Origin of the sequence: Moritella sp. 24, assembly GCF_018219155.1 — a bacterium.
Taxonomy (GTDB): Bacteria; Pseudomonadota; Gammaproteobacteria; order Enterobacterales; family Moritellaceae; genus Moritella.
This window is the reverse complement of sequence record NZ_CP056123.1, coordinates 4,042,224-4,065,020: the sequence shown is the minus strand read 5'-3', so window position 1 is coordinate 4,065,020 and position 22,797 is coordinate 4,042,224. Positions and strand designations below refer to the sequence as shown.

Below are 22,797 nucleotides of genomic sequence, written 5' to 3'. Positions count from 1 at the left end.
AGAATATTATCAAAGCTTTGAAAATAAGTAATTATTACTTAAAGGCCTAAACCAACAAGTTTAAGCAAACAAACACAACATTACATAACAAAGACTAACTCATATAAATAATACTAATTAACAAAAATCAGTACAAATAAGTATTATGTCCTATATACATACGTGCACTATAGTTATTTTCTAGCATTCTGACAATTGACAAATTATAATGTTTCGCATTAGTTTTACTTATCCAATTGGACACCGATATGTCACGTAGACTTCCGCCATTAAATTCATTACGTGTTTTTGAAGCCGCAGCAAGGCATTCGAGCTTTACTCGCGCATCTGAAGAGCTATATGTTACACAAGCTGCTGTCAGTCACCAGATTAAAGCATTGGAAGAATATTTAGGCATTAAGCTCTTTCGTCGTCAAAACCGCGCGTTATTTTTGACGGAAGAGGGACAAAGTTATTTTCTTGATATTAAAGACACCTTTACATCATTAGTTGATGCAACAGAGCGTTTGTTAGCTCGTGGTGCTAAAGGGTCATTAACAGTTAGTTTGCAACCGAGTTTTGCTATTCAGTGGTTGGTACCGCGTTTATCTTTATTCTCTGAACTGTATCCAGATATTGATGTGCGTATTAAAGCCGTTGATATGGATGATGGTTCATTAACTGATGACGTTGATGTTGCGATTTATTATGGCCGAGGAAAGTGGAAAGATTTACATGCACAGAAGTTGCATACTGAATACTTAGTGCCTGTTTGCTCGCCACGATTACTTAATGGGGCAAAACCATTAAAGACCCCCGGCGATCTGAAGCTACATACATTATTGCATGATACTTCACGTCGAGATTGGAGCGCTTGGTTTAAACAAGCAAACATTACCGATGTAAATGTGAATCAAGGCCCTATTTTTAGTCATACGTCGATGGTATTACAAGCCGCTGTGCATGGCCAAGGTGTTGCATTAGGACACAGTGTACTTGCGCAACCAGAGATTGATGCTGGTCGTCTTGTCCGTCCTTTTAATGAAGTGTTAGTGAGCAAGAATGCCTATTATGTCGTATGCCGAGAAGAACAAGATGAACTTGGTAAAATTGTGGCATTTAGAGATTGGATGTTGTCTTTAGTACAGGAAGAACAACAAGACTTCGTGGATAATTAATTCACCATGAGGCGACTAAATCCTTGGTGTTATATCGTCAAGGGTTTAGACTGTGCGACTTTGTATTCAAACCAGTTCAAGATTAAGTATTATTCTGCACTGGCTTGGGTATATTTTATGTATTTGTAGTCTCAGTATTGTATCTATACTGAGTATATATCGTCAGCAGTGTTGATGACGAAAATGAGGTTATTAGAAAATGAATGGTATTTTATTATATTGCCGTCCTGGTTATGAAAAAGAATGTGCCGCTGAAATTCAAGCACGAGCGACTGCCATGGAGGCGTATGGTTTTGCTAAAGTAACGCCGAATTCGGGTTATGTTGTGTTTGAATGTCACTCTGCGGAAGATGTCGATTCACTAGCGAAAAAATTACCACTTTCATCATTGATCTTTGCACGTCAAATGATCGCATTACACGCACGTGTTGATGATATGCCGCTTTACGATCGTGTTAACCCTGTTGTTGCTGCCTGTGAAGGTATTGAAGCGATGGGTGAGCTACGTGTTGAAATGCCTGATACTAATGAAGGTAAAGAGCTTTCTAAGTTCTGCCGTAAGTACACTGTGCCACTACGTCAATCATTACGTAAAAACGATCATTTATTAGCAAAAGAAAATAAAAATCGTCCAGTATTACACGTATTCTTCATTGATAACGTAAGTGTTTATATCGGTTATTCATATAGCTTTAACAATTCGCCATTACCTATGGGTATTATGCGTCTTAAGTTCCCAGCGAAAGCGCCAAGTCGTTCTACGCTAAAACTTGAAGAAGCATTCCATACATTCATTCCAGCAGATCAGTGGGATAGACGTATTGGCGGTGCAATGCGTGCCGTCGATTTAGGTGCTTGTCCGGGCGGTTGGACGTATCAATTAGTACAACGTAGTATGTTTGTTGTGTCGATTGATAACGGTGCAATGGCTGAGAGCTTGATGGAAACTGGTCAAGTTAAGCATTATGAAGAAGATGGTTTTAAATATGAGCCAGCTAAAACGACAATTGCTTGGACTAACCGTAAGTTAAACGGTAACAAAGTGAAGGTTCCTGAGAATCCACCAGTTGATATGCTGGTATGCGATATGATTGAAAAACCGGAACGTGTTGCGCGTCTTATGTGTAAATGGCTATTGAATGCATGGTGTAAAGAAGCGATCTTTAACCTGAAATTGCCACTAAAACGTCGTTATCATACACTTGAAGATTGTTTAGAAATTTTAGACAAGCAACTTGATGATCGTTTTGTTGTTCAAGCTAAGCACCTTTATCATGATCGTGATGAAGTGACTGTACATGTAGCTTGGACTCACTTTATTCCAGAAGACAAATAATAAGCTACACGCTTTATCGTTGTTTGTATAAAAGCCATTAAGTCGTCATTGATTTAATGGCTTTGTTATTTAAAGCGGTAGCGAAAGTACATATGCGGCTCTTCACCACGTACTTTAATACCAATAACAGCCCCTTCAATATTCATATTATAATAAGCCTCGTGCTGCAACATACCGTTTGATTTTAGCTTCGTCTTGATAGTGATACGCTCGTAATCGAGTAATAGATAGGGACTGCGCTTCAAACTATAGTGTAAATTTAAGCTGAGTTTGCCGATGTCTTTGAGTCTAGGAATAAATAATCGAGTGATATCTGGATCTATCCACATATTAAGTAATTGTAGCTGCGCTGTTCGTTTATGTTTTTTCTTGGTCTTTTTTATTGTAAATAACGTTTGTTTAAATTCGAATCGAGGCGTTGGTGTGGCGGTGTCTGCATGTAGAGAGTAAGAACTTGTATAAAATGTGTTTTGTTCTGAGGTATAGGGAATTAACGGATTTTCTTTTGCTACGGTCATTCCGCTTAAGAGGCTCGTTGATAATATCGTTAATAACAATTTATGTAGCATGTATCACCAAGCGGATGATGAAAATATAACTATAGCTCGGTATTTATAAATTACTAGGTACGGCAATGACTATTTAAGATACGTTATTAGGTATGGGGAAGGACTTGAGTTATCAATGGATATGAAATGTAAGAAAAGAATATCAGTTGCTCAATACTATCAATATTAAGCAACTGAATCGGCTAACGAGTTTGTCATCATGACCAAACTCATTGTCGCTATATAAATGGCTTACAGACGTTCTAAAATAGCTTGAGTAAAGTCTGTTGTACCGTGCGAACCACCTAGATCTCGGGTTGTTCTGTCGCCAGATTCAATGACATCACGAACAGCATTACGGATGTTATCAGCTTCTGTTTTCATTTCTAAGTGCTCTAACATCTGGATAGATGCAAGGATAACTGATGTCGGGTTTGCTAGGTTCTTACCTGCGATGTCTGGTGCACTGCCGTGAACAGCTTCGAAAATCGCAATGTCTTCACCGATGTTTGCACCTGGCGCCATGCCAAGACCACCAACTAAACCTGCGCATAAATCAGATAAAATATCGCCAAATAAGTTTGTTGTTACGATCACATCAAAGCGTTCAGGATACATAACAAGATTCATACATGCCGCATCAACGATCATTTCTTCTGATTCAATTTCAGGGTAGCGCAGTGCAACTTCACGGGCTACTTCAAGGAATAAACCTGATGTCGTTTTTAGGATGTTCGCTTTATGGATCGCGGTTACTTTTTTACGGTTTTCTGATTTTGCTAATTCGTATGCTGCAACACAAATGCGTTCTGCGCCTTCACGTGTAATGATACTTTTTGCTTCAGCTTCACTGCCATCATCAGAAATGATTTGACCAGCACCAGAGTACATACCCTGTGTGTTTTCACGTACTGTAATAATATCGATATTTTCGTAGCGACTGCGCGTACCTTTAAAAGATAATACAGGACGTAAGTTAGCGTATAAATTGAAGTGCTTACGTAATGACACATTGATTGATGTAAAGCCAGCACCTACCGGTGTTGTTAAAGGGCCTTTTAATGCCACTTTATTTTTTTCAATAAGGTCTAATGTCGCTTGAGGAAGTAGTTCACTTGAAGTTTGTAGTGCAGCTAAACCTGCATCAGCAAAGTCATATGCGAAGTTACAGCCGGCTTTGTCTAAAATTTGAATTGCAGACTCAATAATATCCGGACCAATACCATCACCCGGGATCACTGTAATTCTTCTTTGTGTCATACATATTCCTTATTTAATTAGCGTACTTTCAAATGAAAATGTTTTGTTGCCGTATGGTAACAAAGTATTGATCAATTGTTAATGTAGTTACTTCTGTTATTTGGCTAAATAAAGGGTTTAACAGGGCATAAAACTGATTTGTTAGAGATAGCTCTAGATTTTAACTTTTTTTTTACTATTAACGCTTAGGTGACCCCAAGCGCTATAGTGATAATGACTACGTTAATGATTAAGGTTGATACCTGAGGTCTTTTAAGTTAAATCCTAACGGGATATCTATCTTTAATTGCGCTAATTGCTGGGTGATATAAGCCATGTCTTTATGCGTATCTAGTTTCTCACGAAGTTTCGGCTTTAGTGCTTCACTTGCATAGATGGCATCTAAATCAGGGTGTTCGTTTAATAGTTGCGTGGCTGTTTTTGGGCCAATACCTGCGACGCCTGCAAGATGACTACCGCTGATCCCTGTTAAAGCCCAGTAGTCGACAAGCTGCTGTGGTTGAACCCCAAATTTTTCGTCGATAAAATGTTGGTCTAACCAACGCTTATTAAAGTAATCTCGAATTTGAATATAGGGGGTTAGTAGTTGGCAATAGCCTTTATCTGTTGAAATGATGGTGACTTGTTGTTGTTGTGTTGACATCTTTATCGCGAGTGTCGCAATTAGATCGTCAGCCTCATCTTGCTCTGTTAATAAAGAGTCGATGTTTAATTCCCAAAGGTCATCTTGGATTAAGCTAAGAGCTTGCTGCAAGCTTTCTGGCATCGGCTTACGGTTCGCTTTATATTCTGGATAGATTTCATGACGCCAGCCTGTTTGCTCAGCATCAAATACAGCCACGACATGGGTAGGAGCTGTAATCGATAATAGTTTTCTGACGGCGTGTTTAATGGTTTCACGCGTTGCACTTATTTGTGCAACGGGATCGTTACTTTGATTTAGTTGTACTGCATGTACTCGACGGATCAGGTTTAATGCATCGATAATTAATAAGTGATTTTTGGCCATATCCGTGTTTCATCAAAGTTAGTTGGGTTTAATTATTTCATAGCAAGGCTCATACTTACTACCTGGAAGCTTCATTCTATTCTGTTTTATGAAACTTTTTAATAAATTGTCCATTAATTGCATTAATTTTGCGTCGCCCTGTAGTTTAAACGGACCATTCTTCTCAATCGATTTAATTCCAGAGTCTTTCACGTTACCGGCGACAATACCTGAGAATGCTTTGCGTAGATTCATTGCTAACACTTCAGGTGCTTGTTCAAGGTTGAGGTTTAACGCAGCCATATGCTGGTGGCTGGGGATAAATGGCATTTGAAAATCTAACTCGATTTTTAAACTCCAGTTATAGGAATAAGCGTCGCCAATCGCACGACGATATTCAAATGTTTTGTGCATGGCTTTTTTCATCAATTGCGCTGCACTAGAGGCGTCATCAATGATTATTTGATAATATTTTTGAGCTTCAAAGCCAAGTGTTGCACCGATGAAATCATCAATGGTTGTAAAATACTCTTCACTTTCCTTAGGGCCTGTAAGTACAATCGGCAGTGGTTGACGCTTATTTTCTGGGTGCATCATGATGCCTAATAAATACAGTAACTCTTCAGCTGTTCCTGCGCCACCAGGGAAAATGATGATACCGTGAGAAAGGCGAACAAAGGCTTCCAGACGCTTTTCAATGTCGGGTAAAATAACTAATTCATTAACGATTGGGTTTGGTGGTTCTGCCGCAATAATACTGGGTTCGGTTAAACCAAGGTAGCGTCGCTGCTTCACTCGTTGCTTCGCATGGCCGACAGTAGCCCCTTTCATTGGTCCTTCCATTGCGCCTGGTCCACAACCGGTGCAGATATTGATTTCCCGTAATCCAAGTTCGTGGCCGACAGCTTTGGCATATTCGTATTCTGGAGAGCGAATAGAGTGACCGCCCCAGCATACGACCATGTTGGGATCCGAATCAGATTTGATCACGCGTGCGTTACGTAAAATAGAAAAGACTTGGTTGGTTAAAAATGAAGAGAGATCTTTTTTGGGTACGGGGATTTTGTCTATGTAGCTATTCACATAAAGAATATCACGCAATACCGAAAATAAATGTTCTTGAATGCCTCGGATTATCTCTCCGTCGACAAATGCTTGCTCTGGTGCATTATGTAATTCGAGTTTGACGCCGCGTTCCTGTTGGACAACACTGATATCAAAATTACTGAATGCTTTTAAAATTTCAGTACTGGAATCGGTACGAGAGCCGGAATTTAAGACGGCTAAGGAACAATTTCGAAATAGTAAATATAAATCGCTGGTGGCTGTTTGTTGCAGTCTATCGACTTCGAGTTGTGACAGTAGGTCCATGCTGCCCACTGGTTTGATATGAGTGATCATAAGCTAAACTCCATGTCAGAAAGCAGGCGTTGAGCACATGTAACGAATCAATATTAAGTGAATATACTCGTGCTTATCGCCGCAGGTCTAACTAAGTTTAGTGCTTAATGATAACTTTATCTCGTCCTGAACTTTTTGCTTCATAAAGTGCTTTGTCAGCGCGTTCAAAAGGATCTACCGCGTCTTTATCTTCTGCTGTAAAGCGAGTTGCACCAATTGAGATGGTAATTGATATCTGTTTGCCTTTAAATCTAAACGGAATACTTTTAATGGTGTTACGTAGTTTATCTAAAATAACTTGGATTTTATCTGGTTCTAACTCAGCAAGTAATAATACAAACTCTTCACCACCAAAACGGGCAATAAAGTCTTTTCCTTTGATTGATTTTTGTAATGCGCGCGCGACAATCTTAAGGGCTTTATCACCAGCAATATGACCAAACGTATCGTTGATATTCTTAAAGTGATCAATATCGATAATAGCGATAGTTGTGTTGGTCTGGTAGCGTTGCCAGCGTTTAAATTCAAGCTTAAAGCGTTCGTCTAATGCGGTACGGTTATACACTTGTGTTAAAGAGTCGAGATAGAGTTTGTGCTGTTGCGCCTCTAGTCGTTGTGTATGCAGCAAGGTTTCTTTTTTCAGTTCTTCGAGTTGTTTTTGAACGGCTTGTATTTGTTGTTCTAATAATATCTTTTCTTGTAACAACTGTTCTTGCTGTTGAATGGTACTTGAAATTATTTCTAAACCTTGTTGAACGTGTAACTTTGTTTCTTCTAAGTTTTCACTGGTACTGATATCGAGATCTAAAATATCAATACGTTCTTTTAGGCCTTCTAATAAACTCAGCTGTTTTTTATTGATGTTGCTGTTATCGACGAGTGAGCTATCAAACTTATAAGCGATGTTATTCAGCTCTTCGACAATCGCATGTAAAAAAGTCTTCGATGCGAGACGTTCTTCGCGGGCACCTTCAATAATGTTATTGATGATCTGTAAGCAAATATCAACGAGCTCATGATTCTCAACGCCTTGTAATAAGCGTTGACGAATTTTTTTAAGGTTTGAGCCAAAACCACCGGCGAAATCAAGTTCATTGATTAAGCGCTGTAAGTCATCACATATTTTTTTGTGAACAGCAGAAGTAATGTTTTCATTACCATTACTTGCCATTTTTAAGTTTTTAATTGCGCTGTGATAAATACAGAAAAGAGATTGTACTTTAGTTTGTAATGACGCAACGGCTGTCGCTTTAGGCTCTGCTAATATTAATTGTAATTCTGCAGTTAGTTTAGGATCGTGCTGTAATAAGTTTGCTAATGATTGAGCTGCTTGAACCGTAGCGCTGTCACCTGTTTTTAAGGTGTCAGATAAAACGGTAGGATGGAGCATTACCTGACGCTCAACCTGTTTGATTTGTGTGATAAGTTCATCGTCAGACGCACTACGCTCCAGCGTTGCTTTCAGCTTAGCCACTTCAACATTTAACTCATTGTCGATTCCTCGTGTTGCACTAAGCAAACGATTAATGAACGCCAATAGCATTGCAGTGTTAATTTTTGTGTAGCCGCTGGCATCATTTTGCTTTGTTGCTGAATGTGCGTCTTGTGATGTCTGCATGGATACTTTTCACATAGGTTTAATCAAAGGTGAATATTAGCTTACCATTATTATATACATCTATAAAATAGTTTGGCTTTAAAATCTAACCTTAGAGCCAGTTAATGTCATTTTTGTCACTTGACGACGTCACTTTGACTAAGCCTTTTTCTATGGCTTGTTTTGAACGGTTCCAAACATCACCATGAAAAAATGCAGGTTGCGTATAGGTTAAAGCACTTAATTGCACCCAACTATTTTGTTTATGTTTACGACTAAGTTGGTTCGCACCTGATAACGCTAAGGTAGCTATATTTAACAACTTTTTACTGTCTATTGCGGTAGGGTATTTGAATAAGAAAGGATGAGACACCATGCCAATTGAAATCTCTTTATCAAAATTAAGCTGACAATCAAACTGTTCAAACCAGTCCATAATGTTATTGGCAATGATGGCTGGGTCATAATTTTTGTTCACTTTTCTAACTAATAATAACTGTGTATCATTTAATTGGAATAAGTGTTCTGAATCATGCAGTTGTTTTAATAAGTAAGTACCTAATTCCCTTTCTATTTGATTTACCATCGAAAGGCTACATTTCTGACGCAAAGGCTGTAAGAAATCGAGGCTGATAATGGCACAGCTATGCACGCTGTTTTGCTTATCAGAGTATTCCCAATCAGAATAAAATCGGGCTTCTTGTAATGGTGTCGGTATATATTGTTTTAGGCTGTTGATGTTATTCAAGCCAGTGTTCGAGTGAATATTGTAATTATTCTCTAATTGGTCAACCTCTTGCTTTTGTAATTTCATCTTTTGCGTATTGATATAATACAAATAAAGAATAATGAGCATGATTGAAGCCAGCAAGAATACATTAATAACCAAGTTATGCTTTGACTGTGTCAGCTTGGTTACTTGTGTTTGTAATTGGTCTATTTTTTGAGATTTTATTTCATTGTTTTCTTTGTGCTGATTTGAGACTGGTAGCGCTTTTTTAGAGTCAAAATTAGATAATTTGTTGTAACGTACAAACTGTTTGTAGCTATCGAGTGCTTTGGCGTATTGGTCTGTTTCTTCGTAAGCGGTCGCAAGATACAGGTAGACAGTTTCAAACTGCTTACTGTTGTTAAGTTGTCCTGCGATGGTCAGTGCTTTATTTAGTTGAATTAACGCTGCGTCATAGCGTTGTTGTTGAATCGCTAAATTAGCTAAATGCACCAGTGATTCAAGCAGTAAGTTATTTTGACCATTGTTGTAAAACAGCTGTTCTGCATTAGTGAGGTATTGCTCAGCTAAGCTAAAGTTACCCATTTGCAAATAAGTCTTACCCACTTCGAAATAAACGGCGTTTAATCTATTTTTTTCATCAAATACTTTTAATAAATCTAAGGCATTAAAGTAATAAACGAGCGATAAGTTATATTCTTTAATTTTACGATGCATGCTAGCCAATGCTAATAAAGAGTCTGATAATTGCAGTTTGTTACCAAGGTTTTGATAATACTGAGCTGATTGATTGGCAAAGCTGATCGCCAATTTAAAGTTATCTTGGGCAATATAGGCAAGGCTCATTTTTTTAGTGAGCAAGCCATTTAGCGTATCTTGGTTATCAAGTAGCTTTTGCTGTGCCTTGTTATAGAAATTAATCGCTAAGGCTAATTTGTTTTGTTGTTGGTAATTGTAACCAATCGCGTAAGCAGCCCAAGCCGCGTTATTGGTTAGGGGAGTCTTAAGGCCATATTGTTCTGCTTCACGGAATAACAGCATAGATTCGTCATAATTATTGAGATTGAGCGCAATTTCTCCGGCAATAATTTTGAGTGCGAAGTAGCCATTTGCAGTTGGGTTGTAGGTGTTGTCATCCACATTTTCGATGACCTGATCAATTGTTTCTTGAGCAAGTTGATAATTCGCAAGCGTTGTTGATTGCGCAAGAATATGACTTTTGATTAATAAGCTTTGCTGTCTTAAGTGCAGAGGAATGGAACTGGATTGATCTGCGAGCATTTTATCGAGCGTGACAACCGCTTGGTCTATATTATTAGCGTAGAAGTAACAAAGGGCTTTCTGTTGTTTTATTAGTGCAAGATCGGAAGGCGTAACCGATTTTTCTCTGATTTTACTGACGCGAGATACTTCGGTGATCACATCTTTATTATGGCGTTGCAAAAACTCATCAATAATTTGAATGCATTGATAAGGTTGACTGTATTGCACTGATTGACTGTGTTTTAGCTCATTGGGCAAGATCAGCTGATCAAATAAACTGGCACCTGCAGTGGTGCTAAAGAGAAGGAATAAAAGAGCATAAGCAAAACGTAAAATCATGTGTTTGATATCGACTAGAAGGGCTGCTATCACATACTTATGATTACATGTCCCTATTAATATTAGCGTTCCGTTGCTAATTCAGGCCTTCACCTGAGTGAGGTCGTTGTTGCAACATTTGGCTCGTAGGTAACTTTTCCGACCGAATTAATTGCAACATTTAAATCTTAAACTATTTTACCTGCTTTGTTAATGACTGGATATTTAAAAAATACTCAGTCTAACGGATGCTACTGGCGAATTAAGCGAATATTCTCTATTTTAGCATCACAATTGGTTCTAAATGGATTGATATCCAGCCCACCCCTACGGGTATAGCGTGCATATACAGTCAATTGCTCTGGTTTACAAAAGTGCATGATGTCGGTGAAAATACGTTCTACGCACTGTTCATGAAATTCATTATGCTGACGGAATGAGATTAAATAGCGTAATAACGCTTCTTGATCTATTTTTTTCCCTTGGTAAGCAATATAAACACTGCCCCAATCTGGTTGGTTCGTTACCAAACAATTTGATTTCAATAAATGGCTGTAAACGACTTCATCAACGATTTCATTACTTTCTGCAGCCGACTTTAATAGGTCAGCATTAAATTCGTAACCGTCGACATCAATATCAAGATGGTCTATACAGGTGCCTGATATTTTTGTTATTTGACTTGGCGCAGTATCTAAATCATCAAACATGACTACTTCAACAGGGCCTTGAGCACAGTTCGCTAGATCGCGCTGTAAGGTTTCAGTTACTTCAGTTGTTGAGCTAAAGCGTGTTTGGTTAAAGCTGTTTAAGTACAGTTTGAATGATTTTGATTCGATTAAATTTACTGATGTCGCACAAACTTTCACTTCTGCAACGGCAACGATAGGTTTCCCTTTGCTATTTAACCAAGACAGTTCATATAAATTCCATAGGTCACAACCAGTGAATGGCAGTTGATCTGATAATGCCAGATCATCACGATTCAGTTGTCTTGGTACTGGTTGTAACAAGCTTGGTTGGTATTGAGAGATATACTCCGTTTTTTGCCCTAGGTTTAACTTGTCTAGTGCCGTTGAATCTTGGTAACGGTTTGCTGGTGTCATGGTTAATTCTCGTCTGTTGCAGATAATTCACTTATCAATAGCGAGATTGTAATAAATTTTACTGCGGAGTGATATGCTATAGCGGATTTAATCATTTTTATGGGAAATATAATGACTGTAGCTGTAACCGATGCGCTTATTGCTTTTTATGCACGCTGTGAACAACTTTGGCAAGCACAAGATTTCGTACCACAACAAGAATTCGATTCGGAGTGGGATTCACCGTGTTTTATTGAAGCATCGAGTAGTATGTCGTTACTTGCTGGTCATAAAGCGTGGTTGCCAGTAAAGCGTGAGGAGATAACGTCATTTAATAATATTGAGTCAGCGCTAAATATCGATCTTGACCCACAGATAGCTGATTTTTTTGGTGCTTACTTTAGTGACCACATGCCTGCGAGCTTTAATGATGAGGTCATTGAGTTGGTGCAAGTGTGGAGTGCTGATGATTTTGATCGATTACAAGAAAATATGATTGCACATTTGATGATGAAAAAAACATTAAAGCAACCACCAACCTTGTTCATTGCGAGTTGTGCTGATGATATGCAAATTATTGCATTAGACAATGTGAGTGGTGAAGTTGTACGTGAAACATTAGGTAAAGGTATTACAGCGGTATTAGCGCCAGATCTGGCTAGCTTTATTGATATGCTAACACCGGTCTTACCTGTTCAATAAATAGCATTGAACAATAAGTACTTTATCGTAAGGTGAGGTCGATATTGGCGCTGTTACTATATTGATTATAATGTTGATCATCATAGTAGCAGCGCCATGATATTTAGTTTACCAAGGTAGATTCGATAATAAGCGGCAAGGCTCGCATTTAAAATCAAAAATACCGTGTAATGGTGTTGTCAGTTTCCATTCATCACCACAGCTTGGACAACAGCGCGGTTCAGTTTTCACATCACTTTCTGTTTCAGTTTTATCTGCTAAATGGTAAAGATAATAATACGTTGGAATGTTGGTTTGTTGTTCTATATTTTTAGCCAATTGCCAACCGGTATTATTTAAAGGGCTGTTTATATCTGTTAATACATCACTACATGCTTGTTGTAACGTGGTGCCATGCATTTGCAATTCATCTGTTGAACTCCAATCTACTTGCCAACGTAATAACGCTTGGTGATCGTCTGCTTTCGGATTCGGTATTTTGTAAAGTGGAATTGGTGCAAGGTGTTCACCACAGCGCAGGGGTGAACAGGTACTGAGGTAATGGGTGTATAACACTTGCCATTCAGGGTGCTGGCAAGGATCGGTATTATCAGAATGTAAATCCATGCCTGTCAGTCGAATTTTAGGTGCAAGTAATCCGGCTTCACTTAAATTTTGTAAGCGCTTCTCAACAATTGAAGAGTGATTTCGTGGGTGTAAACTTTCTTCCTCTGGACACACCACGCGGGTGATAAATACGCCATCATCCATACTGGTCGGAAATTCACGTCCTAATATTTGTCCGTTGTAACGTAATGCATCAATAAGTTGAGTGATGGCACCATCAACAGCATCAATGGTGGTGTCTTGGTAACATTCAAAAGTGAGTTCAGCAGTAAACAAAGTAGTCTCTCATGACGACTACTGATTGTTGTATCACTTAGTGTTAAGTCATACTCATCAGTAGCGTGTTGGTTGGGTAATTGTATTGGTCGTTATTGTGTTAATAGGGCTTTTTTTAATGCTGCTATTTCAGCTTTTAGTTCTGTCACTTCTTGGCGTAGTGGCGCGAACTCTTCACGTACAGACGCGATTGCATCAGCAATAAGCGCAGCAGTTGGGTCTGCTACATCCGTTGTTGTTACCGCAGGGCTGTCGTTTGTTGGTATGTCCGCATTTGGATTAAACTGCCATGTTTTCAATGTTTCGATAATCTCGCGTAAACTGGCTGGTTGTGAGATCCGTGATTTAATCAGTGCAACAGAGGGTTTTTTTCCTTCTCGAGCCAATTGGTTTGCGGCATCAGCAATATGTTGTAGGCTCATGGTATTCCTTCCTTAGTTTCTCGGTTGTGTGATTTAAATTATTTATAATGAACAGAGGCGTTACTTGCGTAGCATGACATCAAGTTGGTCAATTATCTCGGCCCAGTCCGCATCTTCATAAATAGCTTCTTTAATAAACATTGCTTGTGAGTCATTCCAAAACGGTGCTTCAAATAATAAGACACCTGCGTTGAGTTTATGCTGATGAATAAAACGTTTTATGCTTAATTCATCATTATCTAACCCGAGTTGCGCGAATAACATCTCTAAGGTTTGCGTGGCTAAAAACATCATCTGGCTCCGCTGTTTTTTTTCAGTATAGCCAGAGATGCGCAACAACGTTAGTTAATCAAGGCTAATCTATTGCATAAGGAGGGACAACAAAGTGTAAAACCGTTGGCCCTGCCATGATCAATGTTCCTTGATAAGCGTTCTCGCCATTGCTGCTAAAGTCGAAATTAAACTTATAACGGAATAAGCTTCCCTTATGTGGGAACCAAGAAATACCCGCTTGTGCTGTTGCTAGCCATTGTAATTGTTGTTGTTCACAATACTGTTTAATCAATGCGTTGGCTAATTCGGCTTGTTTACGCAGGTGTATAAAGATCACCACACCTATAAATCCAACCACAATGGCTAACAAACTTCCCATATTAAATTCACTCCGTAATTGCGACTGTCTTATTTGGTATTGCGCTAATGATTAGCTGCGTTTTGCGAAACAGCTTATTTTCTTTAACTACGTTTTTGGCGAAACAATAGGCCAATAGCACTGCCAAGCGCATTACTGCGATTTGGGTTACGTAGCATGGCTAATACTTTGTTACGTAGGCTTGGTATTGCAACAAGGTCTGAAAAGAGGTAAATGAATAACTCTTCACCTTGCTGCTGTTGTACTGCGGCTTCAAAGAAGGCAATAAGTTGTGCTTCGTCAGCCAAATCGTGCCAGCAACGGCCAGCTAATGCGACGATTGTTTGGCTAATATCTGTGTGCTTAAATAAAGCAGGATAAAGATCGGTACGTAACCCCTGTGCTGGCGCGCTTGATAAGGCGCGAATGAGCATTGATAACCGTACATCATTTGGTTTTTCTAAGGCTGTTTCTTGACTAATCAACCTTGCTAACGCTTCGCTTAATACGGTTGGTAATGCTTCGTTTTCAAGAGCAAGACACAGCGAATATAGAGGTTCAGTTGGCAATTTTGGTAATGCTGCGGCAAGGTTAGCGGTGTTATTATCACGATCTAATCGCGCGGCAACATCACAGATACCTTGTACACCGACTTCTTGCCATTGGTCAAACCCAAGTTTATTGGCGAAGTAACTATGCGCAGTAGGGTAATATTTACTTTCTGGACGAATAAAGTCACGATTAATGACGGCATTTAGCATTGCGACTTTATCTGTGCTTGGTTTAAACACGTATGGATTTGTTGCTAGGTGCTCTTGCTCTTCTTCGCTGGGGGTTTTTTCTAACATCAAACCAAGTGATTCAACCACCATGTTTAGGAAGGTATTACGTGTACCTTGTATCAGCAGGCCTTGTTCGTCGAGTGGGAACTTTAAAAACCAGATGTAGTGTTGGTTATTCTCGTTCTTATTCCAGAAAGTAATGGCAAATTGAGCATGGCGTTGCAGTGGTGCAGGGTAAGGGCGTTGTGCCGATTCAAACTGCATAAAGTCGTCGGTAGAAATTTTGCTGATCTTACGACCCATATCATATACGCGAAATTGGGTTTTTGCTTGTAACAGAAATTCTGATAGCGTATTAAGGGTATGCATATTTGCCATGTTCTAATGTGTCCAAGTTAAAAGTGGAACTGAATGTAGCTTAAGTATCGGAGTATTATACGCAAACCCTATCAAGATGCGAATTGAGATTATTATGCGCTTTTGTATCTTACCCTTGCTGACGTATAATGCCGCTAAATTTATTTCGTGAGATAATATTATGACGACCTATCTGCAAGTTCAGCAGTTATTAATAGCCATTGAAGCTGAATTAAAAAGCCAATCGTTATGGAATGAGGTGATGCCGAGCGCAGAAGCATTGGCGAGTACAACCCCTTTTTGTATTGATACTTTGCATTTTACAGATTGGTTGCAGTTCATTTTTTTAGTGAAGATGAAACAGCTGGTGGTCATGCAGATGCCGTTACCAGAGAATATGGCTATTCACCCGATGGCGGAAGAAGCCTTTAAATCCCTTACTGTGGATACGCGAGAGTTATTAGCCCTGATCTTATCGTTTGATCAGCTGTTAAATAAAAAGAACTAAATACAAATAGTTAAATAAAGCTAGTTAGGTAATAGAGCATAATGTTAGATATTTTATATCAAGATGAATACTTGGTCGCGATTGATAAACCCGCTGGCTTGTTAGTTCACCGCAGTTGGTTAGACAGTCATGAAACTCAGTTTGCGATGCAAATGGTGCGCGATCAAATTGGTCAACATGTTTTTCCTGTTCATCGTCTAGATAGACCAACATCTGGAGTATTGTTATTTGCCTTATCAAGTGAAGTTGCAAGGCAGATGAGTGAAATTTTTCAAGCGCATGCGCTAACTAAACGTTACCTTGCCGTGGTTCGTGGTTGGATTAATGAAGCGGGTACGCTCGATTATGCGTTAAAAGTAGAGCTAGATAAGATTGCAGATAAACAAGCAACGCAAGATAAAGAAGCACAAGAAGCGGTGACGCATTATAAACCGCTACATCAAGTTGAAATCCCGTATGCGGTGAGTAAAAATCACCCGACGAGCCGCTACTGCTTAATGGAGCTTGAGCCACAGACGGGTCGTAAACATCAATTACGTCGTCACATGAAGCACTTGTTTCATCCTATTGTGGGTGATACTAGCCATGGTGACGGGCGCCATAATGTATTTTATCGTGAGAATTTTGAATTGTCTCGTCTACTACTGGTTGCCAAGTCACTGTCTTTTGTTCATCCTGTGACTGAACAACCGGTACATATCGAAGCGGCTGTTGGTGAAGAAGTATTAGGCTTATTTGAGCAATTTGGTTGGCCGGCACAAGAAAGTGACTATTTACCAAAATAGTCACAAAAGACGCTAAAAAATAGCTGATTTTCGCTTGTTAACGTACAGATAAACTTAGGTTACACTTTGTTACGTAAGTTTATCTGTAAAACTGTTACCATTAACGGTTAATTTCTATTTCATTTATTCGTCAGAAATAAACCAAACCCCCTGTTTTTATAGTCTCTAAGGCTAAATACTCCCTTTCTAGCGTGTTATCGGAAACAAATTCCGTACTCTGCGTTATTCCTCTTATCGTGATTGTTACATTTACACTAAAAAGTATCCTCAATTGTACCGTTTTGTACCATTGTGAGTGGCTATTCAAATCTAAACAGCCGATTCGTTAATAGTTATGAGTATTGTTTTGCACCAGCTATAGTTAACTCAATAAAGGAGGCTAACCATGCGTCCGAAACAAATTCCACTGTATCAGTTTACTGTTGCAGTACTATTTAGTTTGTTCACTTAGGAGTGAGAGATGAGTAACGCGTTTGCAAATCTACAGAAAGTAGGTAAGTCGTTAATGTTACCAGTATCGGTTTTACCGGTTGCAGGTATTCTATTGGGTGTTGGTGCTGCGAAATTTAGCTGGATGCCTGAAATCTTGTCTAGCATTATGGAACAAGCTGGTGGTTCTGTATTCGGCCAGATGGCATTACTATTTGCCATTGGTGTTGCGCTAGGCTTCACTAAAAATGATGGTGTAGCAGGTCTTGCTGCTATCGTTGGTTACGGTATTATGACTGCAACGCTAGGTGTAATGGCTGGCGTAATGGGTGTTGATAAAATCGATACGGGTGTACTTGGTGGTATCCTTGTCGGTGGTCTTGCTGGTTGGGTATTTAATCGTTTCTATACAATCCGCTTACCTGAATACCTAGGCTTCTTTGCGGGTAAACGTGCAGTACCAATCATTACTGGTTTTGCTGCTATCGCATTAGGTCTTGTTCTATCTGTTGTTTGGCCTCCAGTTGGCAGTGCAATCTCTGCATTCTCTGATTGGGCTGCTTACCAAAACCCTGCAATGGCATTTGGTATCTACGGTGTTGTTGAGCGTGCGTTAATTCCATTCGGTTTACACCATATCTGGAACGTACCTTTCTTCTTTGAAGCGGGCGCATACTGTAAATCAATTGATGGCTCTACTATCGCAGCTGCAACTGAAACATTATGTACAGCAGCAAACGGCGAATGGTTTACTGGTGAAATCTCACGTTATGTAGCTGGTGACCCTACTGCCGGAAACATGGCTGGTGGTTACATGTTTAAAATGTTTGGTCTACCTGCTGCTGCTATCGCAATTGCTCACTCAGCTAAACCTGAAAACCGCGCTAAAGTAATGGGTATCATGGCATCAGCTGCGTTAACTTCATTCCTAACGGGTATTACTGAACCAATTGAATTTGCATTCCTATTCGTTGCACCAGTACTTTATGTTATCCACGCTTTATTAGCTGGTTCTGCTTTCGTAGTAATGATTTTACTTGGCATTAAACACGGTACTACGTTCTCACACGGTTTCATTGACTTCACTGTACTATTTAGCCAGTCAACGAACGGTATCTGGTTACCTGTTGTTGGTCTTGTTTACGCTGCGATTTACTACACTGTATTCCGCGTAGTGATTAAGATGCTAGACCTTAAAACACCGGGTCGTGAAGATGAATCTGAAGAAGTTGCTGCTGCGCCAGTATCAACAGATGCAATGGCTGCTGAATTAGTTGCTGCATTTGGTGGTAAAGATAACATCACTAACTTAGACGCTTGTATCACTCGCCTACGTATCAGTGTTAACTCTATCGATGACGTTGACCAAGATAAACTGAAAGCGTTAGGTGCACGTGCTGTCGTTGTTGTAGGCTCAGGTATCCAAGCTATCTTTGGTACTAAATCTGATAACCTACGTACTGATATGGAAGAGTACATTAATACACTATAATCAGTAATACACTAGAATCACTAACCTGATTGAGTTAAGCCACTGCACTTGCAGTGGCTTTTTTCGTTCTGTGATAAAGTAAATTGAACCAGTCGTCATGATGTTGAAGTAAATGATACGGTTGACGAAGTGATTCGCATTATTTAGTGAGCCGAATAGGAATTTATTTGACTCATTGATGCCGCTAAGTGATTTTAAGGCACAAAAAAGCCCAGTATAACTGGGCATTATTATCACGCTAACACTAAGAGCTACTTATTTAAAAGCATCAATCAAAACCAAGAATTAGTTGTTTGAGTGTAGCTCTGCGTTTAGTTCAACCGCTGATTTATTGGTTAAACATTCGATCGTGCCTGAGATTGAATTACGACGGAATAACAAGTCATCTTTACCTGCTAAGTCACGTGCTTTAACCACTTCAACTGCTTGGTTGTTTGCATCTAGCATTTGAACTTTAGAACCCGCTGTAATGTATAAGCCTGATTCAATTGTGCAACGGTTACCCATTGGAATACCTAAGCCAGCGTTTGCGCCAAGTAAGCAGTTTTCGCCCATTGAGATAACTAACTGACCACCGCCACTTAATGTACCCATGATAGATGCGCCACCACCGATGTCTGAACCGTTACCAACCATAACACCCGCAGAGATACGACCTTCAATCATGCTTACACCTTCTGTGCCAGCATTAAAGTTAACAAAACCTTCATGCATGATTGTAGTGCCTTCACCAACATGTGCACCTAAACGTACACGCGCTGTGTGAGCGATACGTACACCTGTTGGTACAACGTAGTCAGTCATTTTAGGGAATTTATCAACACAGCTTACCGTTAATACTTCACCTGCAAGACGGGCTTCAATTTGACGGTCTGCAAGTTCAGGTAAATCGATAGGGCCTTGGTTAGTCCAAGCGATGTTGTGTAATAAGCCAAAGATACCGTCTAGAACAGTGCCATGCGGCTTAACTAAGCGATGTGAGATGAGTTGTAGCTTTAAGTAACCTTCGGCAACAGATGCAGGCTTTTCGTCTGTAGCAAGGATTACAAGTACAAGTGGTTGTTTGCTTTTCGCTGCTGCGTTAGCAAATTTAGCATTGGCTGTATCATCGTTTGCTGTAAATACTGTAGCAAGTTGTACAGCTTGTGCTGACGTTACTTCAATAACTTCATTTTTACCTTGGTAATTAACGGCTTCGCTAATGTCGGCAACAAGTTTATCACTTGGGTTTAGCAGAGGGTTAGGGAAAAAAGCTTCGATAATTTTACCAGCAGTATTTTTAGTAGCACTACCGAAAGCGAGTGAAAAAGTTGCCATAGCTGAGAAATCTCCATTTAGAATAAAGGCGTGATATTCATACATCACGCCGGATCTGAGTATTTATTTTTTAGATGTAACTGTTAGTTCTATCACACTTGTCTTTATGGTTTCAAAGAAAAGTTGTCTTTGTTCTTTCTCTAGCCGTTAGTTGTCTGCTAATTCGGTGATCAGGTTATGACGTAATTCAGCTTGTTGTTCTGGTGATAGTGGTTGATTGTTATTACCCGAAATAATAAAGAAATCTTCAGCGCGCTCACCAATCGTTGAAATTTTAGCATTATGCAAAACGATATTTTCAGAACTCAAAATAGCACTGATACGGGCAAGTAGTCCCGGTGTATCTAAAGTGATAATTTCAACAAAAGTACGCTTTTTCTTCGTGGCTAAAAAGGTCACTTTGGTTTTCACTGAGAATTGCTTTATTTGTCGCGGAATACGTTGCTTTCTTAACACGGGTGCTTTTGCGGCGGTTAAGACAGTCTCTAATGATTCTTGCAGAGCATAAACACGATCAGGGGCTAGGGTATCTCCGCTTTGGTCTAAGATTACAAAGCTATCAAGAACATAACCATTACGGCTTGAGGTTATTTTAGCATCGTGAATATTTAAACATTTATTGCCCAATGCGGATACGGCAGAAGCAAATAGGTGCTTATTGTCTTTGGCATAAATAAAAATTTCATTACCGCCACGGCTACTGTTCTGACTAATTAGTACTAATGGCAGAGCTGGGTCCTCATGATTGAGGATACCTGTGGTATGCCAGCAGATCTGACTCGGATCGTTACGTAAAAAATATTCCGAACGGAATGTGCTCCACAGAGCTTGGATCTGTTCGAGACTAAATCGGCTATTTTCTAACAAGGCCAGCGCGGTATCTTTATTATTCCTAATTCTGAACTTGGCATCGAGCGGGTTTTCTAAACCACGACGTAAAGCTTGTTGGGTAAGGAAATATAACTCACGCAACAGTGAGCCTTTCCAGTTATTCCATAATGTATCATTTGTCGCACAAATATCTGCTACGGTGAGGCAGTATAAGTAATTCAAATGCTCTTGATCACCGATGGTACGAGCGAACTCGGTAATGATCTCTGGATCGTGGATGTCACGACGTTGTGCCGTTACTGACATAAGTAAATGATATTTTACTAGTCGAGCAACCAGTTTGCGATCTGCTTTATTAATACCGTGTTTTTTACAAAATGCACGTACATCAATGGCTCCAATTTCGGAGTGATTACCTTTTTGACCCTTACCTATGTCGTGGAAGATAGCTGCAATGAGCAGTAGTTCCGGTTTTTCTAAACGCGGGTATATTTCACAGCACAGAGGATGTGTTTCTTTGGTTTCTTCACGCTTATACGAGTTGATGATTTTAACTAAGCGATGGGTGTGCTCATCTACTGTATAGTTGTGAAATAAATCAAACTGCATTTGCCCAAGAATACGACTCCACTGTGGAATGTAAGCGGCAATGACGCCGTGCTTATGCATGAATGTAAGTGCTAATCCAGATGCGTTCGGGTGCTTCAGTAATAACATTAACTGTTCACGACATTCAGGAATGTCTTCTAGCCAAGTCGTGAGTTTACGTCTTGCGTCACGTAGTTCACGTATTGTTCCGGCATAAATACCCGTGATTTGCTCGTTGTCAGCAATATGATAAAACAGCTCAATAATGGCACTAGGACGACGCGTAAAAAGGTCTGTACAGGTTGTATCAATCAAGCTACCACGAAGTTGGAAATCAGGGGTGATGTTACGTACATCCATGCCCACATGACCAAGAATCGCTTGATTAAACAGTTGCAACAGCATTTCATTTAATTCAGTCACGCGTCTTACTGTTTGATAAAACTGTTTCATCATCATTTCGACGGCTTGGTTTCCCTCACCACGATAACCTAATGCTTCAGCAACCGTTGTCTGTCTATCGAACAGTAAGCGGTTGTCACAACGTTTTAAGCCAAGGTGAAGGGCAAAACGAACCCGCCACAAGAAGTTCTGACAATCTTCGAGTTCGTGATATTCACCTTTAGTTAAAAAGCCGTGGTTGGTTAGCTCAAAGAAACTGTTAGACCCAAAATGACGACGTGTGATCCATAGGATGGTTTGTAAATCACGTAGTCCGCCTGGACTGCTCTTTAGATCGGGCTCTAAGTTGTATGAGGAACCTTTGAATTGATGATGGCGAGCAAGTTGTTCTTCATGTTTGGCTTGAAAGAAATCTTGGCTTGGCCAAAATTTTTCTGGTTCAATAATATCTTGTAGTTGTGCGTAAGTATCTTCTGAACCCGTGATTAATCGCGATTCTAGTAAATTAGTCGCAATAGTGATATCACTTAAACCTTGCTCTAAACATTCCTCAATGGTGCGTACGCTATGACCAACTTCTAGGCGAAGATCCCATAACATGGTAATAAATTCGGATATACCCTGTTCTTGTTCTGTTGTTAATGGTGATGTAGTGGTGATCAATAAATCAATATCTGATTTAGGATGTAATTCACCACGACCATAACCACCAACGGCGACGAGAGCTAATTTTGGATGTGTTGATAATCCAAATTTTTGCCAAAGTCGATTGAGCAATTGGTCCATATATTCAGCGCGACAAGATACTAACGCAATAATATCATCACCATCAAAAAAGCGTTGTTCAAGCCATGCCTGAAATTCTTGCATGTGTGATTTACAATGACTAAGTGTTAACTCTTCATCTGAGAGTAATGCGGGGACATATTGAGTTGGATCCATGCGACGCCTTCCTGGAGTTCGATAGAGAAATGAGAACAGCGGGG

Annotated in this window: 20 protein-coding genes; 6 read left to right on the top strand and 14 right to left on the bottom strand. The window is 39.7% G+C overall.

The genetic code is table 11. The features are described from left to right. Nucleotides 1–248 precede the first annotated feature (248 nt). On the top strand, nucleotides 249–1,157 hold the full coding sequence (locus HWV00_RS18080) for a transcriptional regulator GcvA (RefSeq protein ID WP_211683626.1): 909 nt from the start codon (nucleotides 249–251) through the stop codon (nucleotides 1,155–1,157). Nucleotides 1,158–1,356: 199 nt separating this feature from the next. Continuing rightward, entirely contained in the window at nucleotides 1,357–2,493 is a 1,137-nt protein-coding gene (rlmM, locus tag HWV00_RS18075) for a 23S rRNA (cytidine(2498)-2'-O)-methyltransferase RlmM (RefSeq protein ID WP_211683624.1), read from the top strand. A 65-nt stretch (nucleotides 2,494–2,558) separates the two neighbouring features. On the opposite strand, the gene HWV00_RS18070 is transcribed toward rlmM, so the two are convergent. The 7 genes from HWV00_RS18070 to queF form a co-directional block, all read right to left on the bottom strand. After that, nucleotides 2,559–3,062 carry a hypothetical protein gene (locus tag HWV00_RS18070; RefSeq protein WP_211683622.1) on the bottom strand — a complete coding sequence of 168 codons (504 nt, stop codon included), beginning with the start codon at nucleotides 3,060–3,062 and terminating at the stop codon, nucleotides 2,559–2,561. A gap of 231 nt (nucleotides 3,063–3,293) precedes the next feature. Then, complete coding sequence (locus HWV00_RS18065) at nucleotides 3,294–4,301, bottom strand: isocitrate dehydrogenase (protein ID WP_211683620.1); 1,008 nt, start codon at nucleotides 4,299–4,301, stop codon at nucleotides 3,294–3,296. A 229-nt stretch (nucleotides 4,302–4,530) separates the two neighbouring features. Then, the gene (gene xni, locus HWV00_RS18060) at nucleotides 4,531–5,310 is read right to left on the bottom strand and encodes a flap endonuclease Xni (protein WP_211683618.1); all 780 of its coding nucleotides are present in this window, start codon (nucleotides 5,308–5,310) and stop codon (nucleotides 4,531–4,533) included. 18 nt (nucleotides 5,311–5,328) lie between these two features. Next, the gene (gene ppnN / locus HWV00_RS18055) at nucleotides 5,329–6,690 is read right to left on the bottom strand and encodes a nucleotide 5'-monophosphate nucleosidase PpnN (RefSeq protein WP_211683616.1); all 1,362 of its coding nucleotides are present in this window, start codon (nucleotides 6,688–6,690) and stop codon (nucleotides 5,329–5,331) included. A 97-nt stretch (nucleotides 6,691–6,787) separates the two neighbouring features. Next, nucleotides 6,788–8,308 (bottom strand): GGDEF domain-containing protein, encoded by a 1,521-nt coding sequence (locus HWV00_RS18050; RefSeq protein WP_211683615.1) that lies wholly within the window; start codon nucleotides 8,306–8,308, stop codon nucleotides 6,788–6,790. Nucleotides 8,309–8,399: 91 nt separating this feature from the next. Beyond that, nucleotides 8,400–10,619, bottom strand: a complete 2,220-nt coding sequence (locus HWV00_RS18045) for a lipopolysaccharide assembly protein LapB (RefSeq protein WP_255554785.1) — start codon at nucleotides 10,617–10,619, stop codon at nucleotides 8,400–8,402. A 230-nt stretch (nucleotides 10,620–10,849) separates the two neighbouring features. Next, nucleotides 10,850–11,704 (bottom strand): NADPH-dependent 7-cyano-7-deazaguanine reductase QueF, encoded by an 855-nt coding sequence (gene queF, locus HWV00_RS18040; protein WP_211683613.1) that lies wholly within the window; start codon nucleotides 11,702–11,704, stop codon nucleotides 10,850–10,852. A 111-nt stretch (nucleotides 11,705–11,815) separates the two neighbouring features. Here queF and syd point away from each other — a divergent pair, with 111 nt between their 5' ends. Next, nucleotides 11,816–12,385 carry a SecY-interacting protein gene (gene syd / locus HWV00_RS18035; RefSeq protein WP_211683611.1) on the top strand — a complete coding sequence of 190 codons (570 nt, stop codon included), beginning with the start codon at nucleotides 11,816–11,818 and terminating at the stop codon, nucleotides 12,383–12,385. Between the two features lie 108 nt (nucleotides 12,386–12,493). Here the strand turns inward: syd and HWV00_RS18030 are convergent, their stop codons facing one another. The 5 genes from HWV00_RS18030 to HWV00_RS18010 all read right to left on the bottom strand — a co-directional run bounded on the left by HWV00_RS18030 (nucleotide 12,494) and on the right by HWV00_RS18010 (nucleotide 15,480). Next, entirely contained in the window at nucleotides 12,494–13,267 is a 774-nt protein-coding gene (locus HWV00_RS18030; protein ID WP_211683609.1) for a Zn-ribbon-containing protein, read from the bottom strand. A 92-nt stretch (nucleotides 13,268–13,359) separates the two neighbouring features. Further along, nucleotides 13,360–13,689, bottom strand: coding sequence for a DNA-binding protein (locus tag HWV00_RS18025; protein ID WP_211683607.1), 330 nt, complete (start codon nucleotides 13,687–13,689; stop codon nucleotides 13,360–13,362). A 60-nt stretch (nucleotides 13,690–13,749) separates the two neighbouring features. Continuing rightward, a complete protein-coding gene (locus HWV00_RS18020; RefSeq protein WP_370630526.1) occupies nucleotides 13,750–13,980 on the bottom strand; it encodes a DUF2789 domain-containing protein in 231 nt (76 codons plus the stop codon). A 64-nt stretch (nucleotides 13,981–14,044) separates the two neighbouring features. After that, nucleotides 14,045–14,341, bottom strand: coding sequence for a DUF3301 domain-containing protein (locus HWV00_RS18015; RefSeq protein WP_211683603.1), 297 nt, complete (start codon nucleotides 14,339–14,341; stop codon nucleotides 14,045–14,047). Between the two features lie 83 nt (nucleotides 14,342–14,424). After that, nucleotides 14,425–15,480: a DUF3549 family protein gene (locus HWV00_RS18010; RefSeq protein ID WP_211683601.1), complete on the bottom strand. Its 1,056-nt coding sequence runs from the start codon at nucleotides 15,478–15,480 to the stop codon at nucleotides 14,425–14,427. Nucleotides 15,481–15,640: 160 nt separating this feature from the next. Between HWV00_RS18010 and HWV00_RS18005 the strand changes: the two genes are divergently transcribed. From HWV00_RS18005 to ptsG, 3 genes are all read left to right on the top strand, one after another. Beyond that, nucleotides 15,641–15,967 (top strand): YqcC family protein, encoded by a 327-nt coding sequence (locus HWV00_RS18005; RefSeq protein ID WP_211683599.1) that lies wholly within the window; start codon nucleotides 15,641–15,643, stop codon nucleotides 15,965–15,967. A 41-nt stretch (nucleotides 15,968–16,008) separates the two neighbouring features. After that, complete coding sequence (gene truC, locus HWV00_RS18000; protein WP_211683597.1) at nucleotides 16,009–16,752, top strand: tRNA pseudouridine(65) synthase TruC; 744 nt, start codon at nucleotides 16,009–16,011, stop codon at nucleotides 16,750–16,752. A 460-nt stretch (nucleotides 16,753–17,212) separates the two neighbouring features. After that, nucleotides 17,213–18,673, top strand: coding sequence for a PTS glucose transporter subunit IIBC (gene ptsG / locus HWV00_RS17995; protein ID WP_211683595.1), 1,461 nt, complete (start codon nucleotides 17,213–17,215; stop codon nucleotides 18,671–18,673). A 285-nt stretch (nucleotides 18,674–18,958) separates the two neighbouring features. Here the strand turns inward: ptsG and dapD are convergent, their stop codons facing one another. Next, nucleotides 18,959–19,990, bottom strand: a complete 1,032-nt coding sequence (gene dapD, locus HWV00_RS17990) for a 2,3,4,5-tetrahydropyridine-2,6-dicarboxylate N-succinyltransferase (RefSeq protein ID WP_211683593.1) — start codon at nucleotides 19,988–19,990, stop codon at nucleotides 18,959–18,961. Nucleotides 19,991–20,137: 147 nt separating this feature from the next. Then, complete coding sequence (gene glnD / locus HWV00_RS17985; RefSeq protein WP_211683591.1) at nucleotides 20,138–22,753, bottom strand: bifunctional uridylyltransferase/uridylyl-removing protein GlnD; 2,616 nt, start codon at nucleotides 22,751–22,753, stop codon at nucleotides 20,138–20,140. Between the last annotated feature and the right edge of the window lie 44 nt (nucleotides 22,754–22,797).

Coding starts and splice junctions, on each gene's coding strand:
- HWV00_RS18050 (WP_211683615.1), bottom strand. CDS start 8,308: ATGCAGACATCACAAGACGCACATTCAGCAACAAAGCAAAATGATGCC.
- syd (WP_211683611.1), top strand. CDS start 11,816: ATGACTGTAGCTGTAACCGATGCGCTTATTGCTTTTTATGCACGCTGT.
- ppnN (WP_211683616.1), bottom strand. CDS start 6,690: ATGATCACTCATATCAAACCAGTGGGCAGCATGGACCTACTGTCACAA.
- ptsG (WP_211683595.1), top strand. CDS start 17,213: ATGAGTAACGCGTTTGCAAATCTACAGAAAGTAGGTAAGTCGTTAATG.
- xni (WP_211683618.1), bottom strand. CDS start 5,310: ATGGCCAAAAATCACTTATTAATTATCGATGCATTAAACCTGATCCGT.
- HWV00_RS18020 (WP_370630526.1), bottom strand. CDS start 13,980: ATGTTTTTAGCCACGCAAACCTTAGAGATGTTATTCGCGCAACTCGGG.
- HWV00_RS18070 (WP_211683622.1), bottom strand. CDS start 3,062: ATGCTACATAAATTGTTATTAACGATATTATCAACGAGCCTCTTAAGC.
- HWV00_RS18045 (WP_255554785.1), bottom strand. CDS start 10,619: ATGATTTTACGTTTTGCTTATGCTCTTTTATTCCTTCTCTTTAGCACC.
- truC (WP_211683597.1), top strand. CDS start 16,009: ATGTTAGATATTTTATATCAAGATGAATACTTGGTCGCGATTGATAAA.
- dapD (WP_211683593.1), bottom strand. CDS start 19,990: ATGGCAACTTTTTCACTCGCTTTCGGTAGTGCTACTAAAAATACTGCT.
- HWV00_RS18080 (WP_211683626.1), top strand. CDS start 249: ATGTCACGTAGACTTCCGCCATTAAATTCATTACGTGTTTTTGAAGCC.
- glnD (WP_211683591.1), bottom strand. CDS start 22,753: ATGGATCCAACTCAATATGTCCCCGCATTACTCTCAGATGAAGAGTTA.
- HWV00_RS18010 (WP_211683601.1), bottom strand. CDS start 15,480: ATGGCAAATATGCATACCCTTAATACGCTATCAGAATTTCTGTTACAA.
- HWV00_RS18015 (WP_211683603.1), bottom strand. CDS start 14,341: ATGGGAAGTTTGTTAGCCATTGTGGTTGGATTTATAGGTGTGGTGATC.
- rlmM (WP_211683624.1), top strand. CDS start 1,357: ATGAATGGTATTTTATTATATTGCCGTCCTGGTTATGAAAAAGAATGT.
- queF (WP_211683613.1), bottom strand. CDS start 11,704: ATGACACCAGCAAACCGTTACCAAGATTCAACGGCACTAGACAAGTTA.
- HWV00_RS18025 (WP_211683607.1), bottom strand. CDS start 13,689: ATGAGCCTACAACATATTGCTGATGCCGCAAACCAATTGGCTCGAGAA.
- HWV00_RS18065 (WP_211683620.1), bottom strand. CDS start 4,301: ATGACACAAAGAAGAATTACAGTGATCCCGGGTGATGGTATTGGTCCG.
- HWV00_RS18005 (WP_211683599.1), top strand. CDS start 15,641: ATGACGACCTATCTGCAAGTTCAGCAGTTATTAATAGCCATTGAAGCT.